Annotated in this window: 7 protein-coding genes; 4 read left to right on the top strand and 3 right to left on the bottom strand. The window is 74.1% G+C overall.

Going from position 1 to position 10,155, the window contains the following annotated elements; translation table 11 throughout:
* Positions 1–219: 219 nt before the first annotated feature.
* The gene (locus ACFWA7_RS38670) at positions 220–1,743 is read right to left on the bottom strand and encodes a hypothetical protein (RefSeq protein ID WP_385543208.1); all 1,524 of its coding nucleotides are present in this window, start codon (positions 1,741–1,743) and stop codon (positions 220–222) included.
* Between the two features lie 77 nt (positions 1,744–1,820).
* Positions 1,821–2,525: a GntR family transcriptional regulator gene (locus ACFWA7_RS38665; protein WP_385827865.1), complete on the bottom strand. Its 705-nt coding sequence runs from the start codon at positions 2,523–2,525 to the stop codon at positions 1,821–1,823.
* 235 nt (positions 2,526–2,760) lie between these two features.
* Between ACFWA7_RS38665 and ACFWA7_RS38660 the strand changes: the two genes are divergently transcribed.
* From ACFWA7_RS38660 to ACFWA7_RS38645, 4 genes are read left to right on the top strand one after another with little or no spacing between them, the layout of a single operon-like run.
* A complete protein-coding gene (locus ACFWA7_RS38660) occupies positions 2,761–4,038 on the top strand; it encodes an MFS transporter (protein ID WP_385827863.1) in 1,278 nt (425 codons plus the stop codon).
* Positions 4,035–4,796, top strand: coding sequence for a LamB/YcsF family protein (locus ACFWA7_RS38655; protein ID WP_385827861.1), 762 nt, complete (start codon positions 4,035–4,037; stop codon positions 4,794–4,796). The genes ACFWA7_RS38660 and ACFWA7_RS38655 overlap by 4 nt, the downstream gene beginning before the upstream one ends.
* A gap of 14 nt (positions 4,797–4,810) precedes the next feature.
* A complete protein-coding gene (gene pxpB, locus ACFWA7_RS38650; protein ID WP_385827867.1) occupies positions 4,811–5,431 on the top strand; it encodes a 5-oxoprolinase subunit PxpB in 621 nt (206 codons plus the stop codon).
* The gene (locus tag ACFWA7_RS38645) at positions 5,428–6,342 is read left to right on the top strand and encodes a biotin-dependent carboxyltransferase family protein (protein ID WP_385543220.1); all 915 of its coding nucleotides are present in this window, start codon (positions 5,428–5,430) and stop codon (positions 6,340–6,342) included. The genes pxpB and ACFWA7_RS38645 overlap by 4 nt, the downstream gene beginning before the upstream one ends.
* On the opposite strand, the gene ACFWA7_RS38640 is transcribed toward ACFWA7_RS38645, so the two are convergent.
* Entirely contained in the window at positions 6,330–9,905 is a 3,576-nt protein-coding gene (locus tag ACFWA7_RS38640) for a hydantoinase B/oxoprolinase family protein (protein ID WP_385827859.1), read from the bottom strand. The genes ACFWA7_RS38645 and ACFWA7_RS38640 overlap by 13 nt on opposite strands.
* Between the last annotated feature and the right edge of the window lie 250 nt (positions 9,906–10,155).

The raw sequence follows: 10,155 nt of genomic DNA, 5'->3' as shown, positions 1-10,155 counted from the left end.
GTTTTTCTGCGGGCCCGGGGGGCTGGTCGCGCGGTTCCCCGCGCCCCTGACGACAGGCAGAAGAGGGCCGGGCCACGTTTCAGCCCCTCCGGCGTTTGAGGAGCCGGGGCGGTGAGCGAAGCTCCCGCCCCCAAGGGGCGCGGGGAACCGCGCGACCAGCCACGGACGGCCCGCAGGCGAACGGAGGCCGGGGCGCGGCCCCGAAGCGGGGTGGGGCCATCACGCCGCCTCCCGGGCCGCCGCCATCCCCGCCGCGTCCAGCCGGGCCGTCCCCACGATCAGGTCCGCCCCGCCGAACTCCGGGTCCTCCAGCTGCGTCCCGTCGTCGACGGCGAACAGCAGCCGCTCCTCGCCCTGCCGGTACGCCGTACCGACCGGCGGGCTCGCCGCGTGCACCGCGAGCAGTGCGACCAGGTACGGCAGCTCCGGGTCCAGCCCACGTGCCTCGGCCAGCAGACCGGACAGCCGGCGCGGCGCGTCGTACTCCAGGTCGAGCAGCTCCATCGCCGCCGCCAGCTGCTCCTCGCTGAAGCGGCTGTCGTCGGGCGTGGCGATCAGATCGGGCTCGGGCATCTCCGCGCCGAGGTGCTCCCGCTCCATCGGGGGCGTGAGCAGTATGTCGACGAGGTCGGCCACCCGCACCGACACCGGCGTCCGCAGCCCCGTCCCGCGCGCGAAGAACGCGTCCGTCACCCGTGTCGCGTCCTCGACCGGCAGCGGCAGCAGTGGCGCGACCAGCTGCCCGTACAGGTCGAGGCCGGTCCGGGTGGCCGGGCGCGCGAACGCCTGGCGGTCCTGCTCGGCGCGGAACAGCGGCCCGGCCTCCAGGAGGCGCGACTGCAGCTGGGTGTGGCGCCGGATGCAGTCCTTGACGATGTCGACGAGCTCGGCGGCCCGCCGCTTGTTCTCGGGCTCCTCCGCCTCGTCCCGGGCCTTGCGGATGTTGGTCAGGATCGCGTTCTCGTGCCGGTAGCGGTCCGCCACGTGGTCGAGCGCCTCCGCGATCATGTCCGGGACCGCGTTCAGCCAGTCGACCGCGCGTACGTTGCGCCGGGTCGCCTCCAGGGTGCGGCGCAGGGTCTCCGCGTACTGCACGGTCCGGTAGCGCGCCTGCTCGGCGGCGAGCTGGGCGTCGGCCAGCCTGCCCCGGCTGATCAGCACCTCCAGCTTCACCTCGGCGGCGATCTGGGCGCTGGTGACATCCGTGTCGAGCGCGCCCACCAGCACGTTCACGGCCTCGTCCGTCGTACGGAGGTAGACGCTGCCCCCGTACCCCGGGACCTCTTCGATCAGCTTGAAGTCGTAGTCCCGGCGCACATAGACGCCGTCCGGGCTGAACGTCCCGTACACCGCGCGGAAGCCGCGGTCCACGCTGCCGACGTTGATCAGGTTCTCCAGGACCCAGCGGGCCACCCGCTCGTGCTCGGCGGCGGGGCGGCCCGGCGCCTGCGCGGCGACCCGCGGGATCAGCCTGGCCACTATCTGCTCGTGGTCGGCGCCCGTGTCGAAGTCCATGTTCAGCGTGACGAGGTCGATCGAGGCGAGGGCGACCTCCGCCATCGCGTAGACCGAGTACTCGCCCGCGAGGTTCGCCTTGCGCACGTCCAGGTCGTGCAGCGGGGCGGTGCAGGCGAGCGCGCGCAGCCTGCGCGCCAGCCCCTCGTCGGCGGCCGGGCCCGGTGCCGGGCGCGGCGCCGCGCTGAGCTGGGGCGGAACGGGTTCCGTCGAGGCAGGCGAAGTCACGCTGCACAGATTAGGTCCTCGCACTGACAACGGTCGAAACGGCGCAGATACGACCGCCCGGCCGCCGCCCCCGCCAGCTAGTCGCCGGCCGCCACCAGCCCGGCGTACGCCTCCACCAACTGCCTCCGGGAGTCGTCGAGATAGTCGGCGAGCAGCCGGACCGCCCCGCTCCGCTCGCCCGACCGCAGCGCTTCCAGAATATTCCGGTTCCGTATGAGATAGGGCTGATGGAGCCGTTTCGGGTCGTCCACCACGTGGAAGGCGAGCCGCAGTTCGGCCAGGACACCGCGCATCAGCTCGTCCGTGCGCGCGCTGCCCGCGAGGCCGACGAGCTCCCGGTGGAAGTGGATGTTGGCGGTGGAGACGCCCTTCCAGTCGTGCCGCCGGGCCGCCCGCTCCCCGCCCGCCACCGCCGCGTCCAGCGTCTCCAGCGCGTACGGGGGCCTGCCGAGGCCCTGGACGACGGCGCACTCGACCAGACGTCTGGTCCGGTAGATGTCCTCGACGTCCTCGACCGCCAGGATCCGCACGAACACCCCGCGGTTGAGCTCGTGGACCAGCAGCCGCTCGTGGCTCAGCAGCCGGAACGCCTCGCGCAGCGTGTTGCGCGAGACCCCGAGCGCCTTGCCGATGCTGTCCTCCGCGAGGCGTTCGCCCGGCGGGAAGTAGCCCTCGGCGATGCGGCCGCGCAGGATGTCCGCGACCCGCTCGGCCGTACTGGTGCGGCCGAGCAGCGGGCGGTCGTCCGCCAGCCCGCCGACCTCGGACTCCGTCGTTCCCACGGCTTCCTCACTCCCCCGCCGGGCTCCCGGCGACGCACGGCTTCCATCGTAGAAGGACGGAAAGGGAGCGGGGGACGGAAGAACGTTCCGACACGACTCTTGTCGGATTGTTCAACGATCCTCTAACTTGGGCGTCACCGCACAGCCGCACCGCACAGCCCCACCCCACCCCACCCCACCCCACCCCACCCCACCCCACCCCACCCCACGCGCACGCTCCCCCTGCGAGGTGCAGATGAGCACGACCCAAGCACGGCAGAAAGAGGGCGAACTCCCAAGCATCGGCGGCCCGTTCGGGTGGCTGCGGGCCCTCGGTCCGCGCGGCCGCCGCGCCTTCGGCGGCGCGTTCGGCGGCTACGCCCTCGACTCCTACGACTACTTCACTCTGCCGCTGAGCATGGTCGCGATCGGCGCGTACTTCGGCCTCGACCACGGCCAGACCGGCCTGCTCACCACGGTGACCCTGGTGGTCTCGGCGGTCGGCGGCGCGCTCGCCGGGATCCTGGCCGACCGCATCGGCCGGGTGAAGGCGCTGATGATCACGGTGATCACCTACGCGGTGTTCACCGTGGCCTGCGGCTTCGCGCCGACGTACGAGACGCTGATGGTCTGCCGCGCCCTTCAGGGCTTCGGCTTCGGCGGCGAGTGGGCGGTCGGCGCGGTCCTGGTCGCCGAGTACGCCTCGGCCAAGGAGCGCGGCCGGACCCTCGGCGCCGTGCAGAGCGCCTGGGCGGCGGGCTGGGCGCTGGCCGTCATCGTCTACACGCTGGTCTTCCACTACGTGGACGCGGACACCGCCTGGCGCGTGATGTTCTGGACGGGCGCACTGCCCGCCCTCCTGGTGATCTACATCCGGCGCAACGTCAGCGACGCCCCGGAGGCCGCCGAGCGGCGCGCGGCCGGCGTGGGGCGCGGCTCCTTCGCCGCGATCTTCAAGAAGGACCTGCTGCGCTCCACGTTCTTCGCGACGCTGCTCTCCACCGGTGTCCAGGGCGGCTACTACACGCTCGCCACCTGGGTGCCGACCTACCTCAAGACCGACCGCGGGCTCACCGTCGTCGGCACCGGCGGCTATCTGACGTTCCTGATCTCCGGCGCCTTCCTCGGCTATCTCACCGGCGGAGTGCTCAGCGACCGGCTCGGCCGCAAGCGGAACATCCAGCTCTTCGCCGTCCTGTCCGCGCTCTGCATCCTGGTGTACACGCACATCCCGTCCGGCGCGAACACCCTGCTGCTCGTTCTCGGCTTCCCGCTGGGCTTCTGCATGTCCGCGATCTTCAGCGGGTTCGGCTCGTTCCTGAGCGAGCTCTATCCGACGGCGGTACGCGGGACGGGCCAGGGCTTCACGTACAACAGCGGCCGGGCCGTCGGTGCCTTCCTGCCCACTTTCGTGGGCTACCTCTCCGACAGCTGGGGCGTGGGCGGCGCACTGGCCCTCGGCGCGATCGGCTACGCGCTGGCCTTCGTGGCCCTGTTCGGACTGCCCGAGACACGTGGACAGGAACTGACGTGACCCCGGTCATCGACCTCAACGCCGACCTGGGCGAGGGCTTCGGCCGCTGGCGGCTGACCGACGACGAGCAGCTGCTGTCCGTCGTCACCAGCGCCAATGTGGCCTGCGGCTTCCACGCGGGCGACGCGGCCACCATGCGGCGCGTGTGCGCGACGGCGGCCGAGCGCGGGGTGCGGATCGGCGCCCAGGTCTCCTACCGCGATCTGGCCGGGTTCGGGCGGCGGGCCATGGACGTCCCGCCGGAAGAGCTGGCGGCCGAGGTCGCCTACCAGATAGGCGCGTTGGAGGTCTTCGCCCGGGCCGCGGGCAGCCGGGTCGCCTACGTCAAGCCGCACGGCGCGCTCTACAACCGGGTCGTCCACGACGAGGAGCAGGCGGCGGCCGTCGTCGAAGGGGTGTGCCTGGCGGGCGGCGCGCTGCCGGTGCTCGGGCTGCCCGGCTCCCGGCTGCTGGCGCGGGCCGAGAAGGCCGGACTGCCCGTCGTCACCGAGGCGTTCGCGGACCGCGCCTACACCGCGCGCGGCACGCTCGTCCCGCGCGGCGAGAGCGGCGCGGTCGTGGCCGACCCTGACGCGGTGGTCCAGCGGTCGCTCGCCCTGGCCGGGGCCGGGACCGTGGTCGCCGCTACCGGCGAGAGCGTCGACGTACGCGCGCGTTCGCTCTGTCTGCACGGCGACACCCCCGGCGCCGCCGCCCTCGCCCACCGGGTGCGCCACGCCCTGGAGGGCGCGGGCGTGCGGGTGGAGGCGTTCGCGTGAGACGTGCCCTGCCGATGCGGACGCTGCCGGTCGGCGACCGCGCGCTCCTCGTCGAGCTGGACAGCGGCGAGGACGCCGAGGCCCTCCACGCCGAGCTGCTGCGCCGCCGCGCCGCCGGAAGCCTGCCGCCCGTACGGGAGATCGTCCCGGCGGCCCGTACGGTCCTGCTCGACGGTCTGGACGATCCGGCGCGCCTCGCGGCGCTGCTGCCCGGCTGGGAGGTCACGCCGCCGCGCGCGGACGTGGGCGCGGCGGTGGAGATCCCGGTCCGCTACGACGGCCCCGACCTGGCCGAGGTCGCGGCGGTGTGGGGCGTCTCGCCCGAGGCGGCGGTGCGGATCCACTGCGCGGCCGAATTCCGGGTGGCCTTCTGCGGGTTCGCGCCCGGCTTCGGCTATCTGACCGGGCTGCCCGAGCGGTACGGGGTGCCCCGCCGGGCCACCCCGAGGACCTCGGTCCCCGCCGGGTCGGTCGCCCTGGCGGGCCCGTACACCGGCGTCTATCCGCGCTCGTCGCCGGGCGGCTGGCAGCTCGTCGGCACCACGGACGCCGTGCTGTGGGACGCGGACCGGGAGCCCGCCGCACTCCTCGCACCGGGCACCCGGGTGCGCTTCGTCCCCCGGGGCGGGGCATGACGGACCGGGCCTTCTGCGTGGTGCGGGCCGGCGCGCTCACCTCCGTCCAGGACGAGGGGCGCCCCGGCCACGCCCACCTCGGCGTGCCGCGCTCGGGGGCGCTCGACCTGCCCGCGAGCCGCCTCGCCAACCGGCTGGTGGGGAATCCGCCGGGCGCCGCCGTCCTGGAGACGACGCTGAACGGGTGCGCGGTGCGCCCGCGCCGGGCCGTCACCGTCGCGGTGACGGGGGCGCCCTGCCCGGTGGCCGTCGACGGGCGCCCGGCGGCGTGGGGCGCGGCGGTGCGGGTGCCCGCGGGGGCCGTCCTGGAGGTCGGCGCCGCCGTACGCGGAGTGCGCTCCTATGCGGCGTTCGCCGGGGGGATCGCCGTCGAGCCGGTCCTCGGCAGCCGCTCCACCGATCTGCTCTCGGGGCTCGGCCCGGCGCCGCTCGCGGACGGCGCCGTACTGCCCCTGGGGCATCCGGCCGAGCACTACGCGCGCGTGGACGCTGCCCCCGCGCCGGGGCCGCCGCGGGAGTTGGTGCTGCGGATGCTGCCGGGGCCGCGCTCCGACTGGTTCACGGAGCATGCTTTCGCCGCCCTCGCCACCGGCCGCTACCGGGTCTCCGCCGCGAGCAACCGCATCGGCCTGCGCACCGTGGGCCCGGCTCTCGAACGGGCCGTTCACGGCGAGCTGCCCAGCGAGGGCATGGTGTGGGGCGCGGTCCAAGTGCCGCCTGACGGGCGCCCGGTGGTGTTCCTGGCCGACCATCCGACCACCGGCGGGTATCCGGTGGTGGGCGTGGTCGCCGGGGCGGATCTGGCCGCCGCCGCACAGGCCGCGCCCGGCACACCGCTGCGGTTCGTGCCCGTACGACGGGGCCCCTCTTCCGTACGGAGGCGTCAGGAACGGAGGCGTCAGGAGCCGTAGCCGCCGCCTCCGGGCGTGCGGACGACCAGGACGTCCCCGGGGCCCACCTCGACCGTGTCCACACCGCCCAGCGGCTCGCTGCGGCCGTCCGCGCGCTCCACCAGGTTCGCGCCGAGCCCGCCGGGCGCGCCGCCCGCCATGCCGTACGGCGGGACGCGCCGGTGGCCGGTCAGCAGGGCGACGGTCATCGGCTCCAGGAAGCGGATCCGGCGCTCGACCCCGCAGCCGCCCGTCCACCGGCCCCGCCCGCCGCTGCCCTCGCGTACGGCGAAGGCGTCCACGCGCACCGGATAGCGCCACTCCAGCACCTCGGGGTCGGTGAGGCGCGAGTTGGTCATGTGGGTCTGCACGGCGTCCGCGCCGTCGAATCCGTCTCCCGCGCCCGATCCGCCGGCCACCGTCTCGTAGTACTGCACCCGGTCGTTGCCGAAGGTCACGTTGTTCATCGTGCCCGAGCCCTCGGCCTGGATCCCGAGGGCCGCGTAGAGCGCGCCGGTGACGGCCTGCGAGGTCTCGACGTTTCCGGCGACGGTCGCGGCCGGGTGCTCCGGCGCCAGCATCGAGCCCGGCGGCACCCGTACCTCCAGGGGTTTGAGACAGCCGCTGTTGAGCGGGATGTCGTCGTCCACCAGCGTCCGGAAGACGTAGAGGACGGCCGCCATCACCACCGACCGGGGCGCGTTGAAGTTGCCCGGCTGCTGCGGCGAGGTGCCGGCGAAGTCCAGTACGGCGCTGCGGCTCTCGCGGTCCACGGTGACCGCGACCCGGATGACGGCGCCGCCGTCGGTCTCGTACGTGTACGAGCCGTCGCTCAGCCCCGCCACGATCCGCCGCACGGACTCCTCGGCGTTGGCCTGCACATGTCCCATGTACGCCTGGACGACGTCGAGCCCGAACTCGTCGGTCATGCGCCGCAGTTCGGCGATGCCCTTCTCGTTGGCGGCGATCTGGGCGCGCAGGTCCGCGAGGTTGGTGCCGGGGTCGCGCGAGGGGTGGACGGCGCCGGTCAGCAGCTCCCGCGTCTCCGTCTCGCGCAGCCGTCCGTCCCGGACAAGGAGCCAGTTGTCGAAGAGCACTCCCTCCTCCTCGATGGTGCGGCTGAAGGCGGGCATGGAGCCCGGGGTGATGCCGCCGATCTCGGCGTGATGGCCGCGCGAGGCGACCACGAACCGCAGCTCCTCGCCGTCGAACACCGGGGTCACCACGGTGATGTCGGGCAGATGGGTGCCGCCGTGGTACGGGTCGTTGACGGCGTAGACGTCGCCGGGCCGCATGGCGCCCGCGTTGCGGTGCAGCACCTCCTTGATGGACTCGCCCATCGAGCCCAGGTGCACGGGGATGTGCGGGGCGTTGGCGATCAGGTTGCCCTCGGCGTCGAAGAGCGCGCAGGAGAAGTCGAGGCGTTCCTTGATGTTGACGGAGTGGGCGGTGTTCTCCAGGCGTACGCCCATCTGCTCGGCGATCGCCATGAAGAGGTTGTTGAAGACCTCCAGCATCACCGGGTCGACGTCCGTGCCGACGGCGGTGCGGCCGGGGCGGGGGCGCACCCGGGTGAGCAGCAGATGCCCCAGGGCACCGGCGGCGGCCTGCCAGCCGTCGTCCACCACGGTGGTGGCGTCGGCCTCTGCGACGATCGCGGGCCCGGCCACCGTGTCCCCCGGGCGCAGGGTGGCGCGCCGGTACAGCGGGACGTCCCGGCGCTCGCCCGCCACGAACATGCCCACGGTTGCGGAGGGGCCGCTCGCGCCCTCGCGCGCGTACTCCTCGACCTCGGGGGCGCCGTGCGGTCCGGCGGCGCCGACGGCCTCCACCGACACCGCCTCCACGACCAGCGGCTTGTCCATGGTGAAGGCGTACCGCGCGCGGTGTTCGCCCTCGAACGCCTCCTTCATGGCGTCCGCCGTGTCCAGGGCCACCGGCAGGCTCGCGTCCGTACCGGCGTAGCGGAGCAGCACGCGCGCGTGGGTGGTGATCGCCTCGTCCGGGATGCTGTCGGCGCGCAGTTCGGCACGCGTGCGTGCCGCGAGTGCGCCACACAGCTCGCGCACCCGCCCGACGGAGTCCTCGTCGAGCTCCGCCTCGACGGACCGCTCGCGCATCGCGGTCGCGTCGGCGAGACCGATGCCGTAGGCAGAGAGGACTCCGGCCAGTGGCGGTACGACGACGGTGTCGATGCCGAGCGCGTCCGCGACCGCGCAGGCGTGCTGGCCGCCCGCGCCGCCGAAGCTGGTCAGGGCGTAGCGGGTGACGTCGTGGCCGCGCTGCACGGAGATCTTCTTGACCGCGTTCGCCATGTTGAGCACGGCGATCTCCAGGAATCCGGCGGCGACTTCCTGGGGGGTGCGGCCGCCGCCGGTGCGGGCGGCCAGCGCGGCGAACCCCTCCCGTACCACCTCGGCGTCCAGCGGCAGTTCGCCGCCGGGGCCGAACACCGCCGGGAAGTGGGCGGGCTGGATCCTGCCGAGCATCACATTGGCGTCGGTGACGGTGAGCGGGCCGCCGCGCCGGTAGCAGGCCGGGCCCGGGACCGCGCCCGCCGAGTCGGGGCCGACCCGGTAGCGCTGTCCGTCGAAGTGGAGCACCGAGCCGCCGCCCGCCGCCACGGTGTGGATGTTCATCATCGGGGCGCGCATCCGCACCCCGGCGACCTGGGTGGCGAAGTCCCGCTCGAAGGCGCCCGCGTAGTGCGAGACGTCGGTCGAGGTGCCGCCCATGTCGAAGCCGATCACGCGCGCGTAGCCGGCCCGTCCGGAGGTGCGGGCCATGCCGACCACGCCGCCGGCGGGTCCGGAGAGCACCGCGTCCTTGCCCCGGAAGTGCGCCGCCTCCCGCAGGCCGCCGTTGGACTGCATGAACATCAGCCGTACGCCGTCGAGTTCCCTGGCGACCTCGTCGACGTAACGGCGCAGGATCGGCGAGAGGTAGGCGTCCACCACGGTGGTGTCGCCGCGCGGCACCAGCTTGATGAGCGGGCTCACCTCGTGCGAGCAGCTGACCTGGGTGAAGCCGAGCGCGCGGGCGGCCTCGGCGACGGCCAGCTCGTGGTCCGGGTAGCGGTAGCCGTGCATCAGGACGACGGCGGCGCTGCGCAGCCCCTCCGCGCGGGCGGCCCGCAGCCCCTCGGTGGCGCCCGCGAGGTCGAGCGGGCGGACGGTGGCGCCGTGCGCGTCGACCCGCTCGGCCACCTCGACGACCCGCGCGTACACCGCTTCCGGCAGCACGATGTGCCGGTCGAACAGCCGCGGCCGGTTCTGGTACGCGATCCGCAGCGCGTCCCGGAAGCCCTCGGTGACGACGAGGACGGTGGGCTCGCCGCGCCGCTCCAGGAGGGCGTTGGTGGCGACGGTGGTGCCCATCTTGACGACGGAGATCCGGTCGGCCGGGACCGGCTCGTCGGGCCCGAGGCCGAGCAGCAGCCGGATCCCGGCTACCGCGGCGTCGCGGTCGCGCTCCGGGTCATGGGAGAGGAGCTTGCGGCTGACCAGGTGCCCGTCGGGCCGTCTGCCCACCACGTCGGTGAAGGTGCCGCCACGGTCGATCCAGAACTCCCAGCGCCCTGTCATCCCTCCATTCTGGCAAGGCGGCCCGCGCCGGGGGCACGCCGACGGCCGCGCGCGCCGCGGAGAGCGCCTCCGCGGCGCGCGGATCGAGGTGGGTGGCGGTGCCGCGCGCGGCGCGGCTCGGCCCCCGGCGAGGCCGAGCAGCTGGGGCAGCAGGCCCGTGGAGCGCCGCGCCACCCGGGCGGCCCCGGCCGTCGCCGGCCTCAGCGGCGCGGCGGCCGGTCCGGCTCGTACGAGGGCGGGTGTCTTATAC

The organism is Streptomyces sp. NPDC059994, assembly GCF_042737755.1.
Classification (GTDB): Bacteria; Actinomycetota; Actinomycetes; order Streptomycetales; family Streptomycetaceae; genus Streptomyces.
This window is presented reverse-complemented; position numbering and strand designations above follow the sequence as displayed.

What these genes read in the sequence shown, in the direction of transcription:
- ACFWA7_RS38660 (WP_385827863.1), top strand. Translation starts at nt 2,761, where the DNA reads ATGAGCACGACCCAAGCACGGCAGAAAGAGGGCGAACTCCCAAGCATC.
- pxpB (WP_385827867.1), top strand. Translation starts at nt 4,811, where the DNA reads ATGCGGACGCTGCCGGTCGGCGACCGCGCGCTCCTCGTCGAGCTGGAC.
- ACFWA7_RS38645 (WP_385543220.1), top strand. Translation starts at nt 5,428, where the DNA reads ATGACGGACCGGGCCTTCTGCGTGGTGCGGGCCGGCGCGCTCACCTCC.
- ACFWA7_RS38640 (WP_385827859.1), bottom strand. Translation starts at nt 9,905, where the DNA reads ATGACAGGGCGCTGGGAGTTCTGGATCGACCGTGGCGGCACCTTCACC.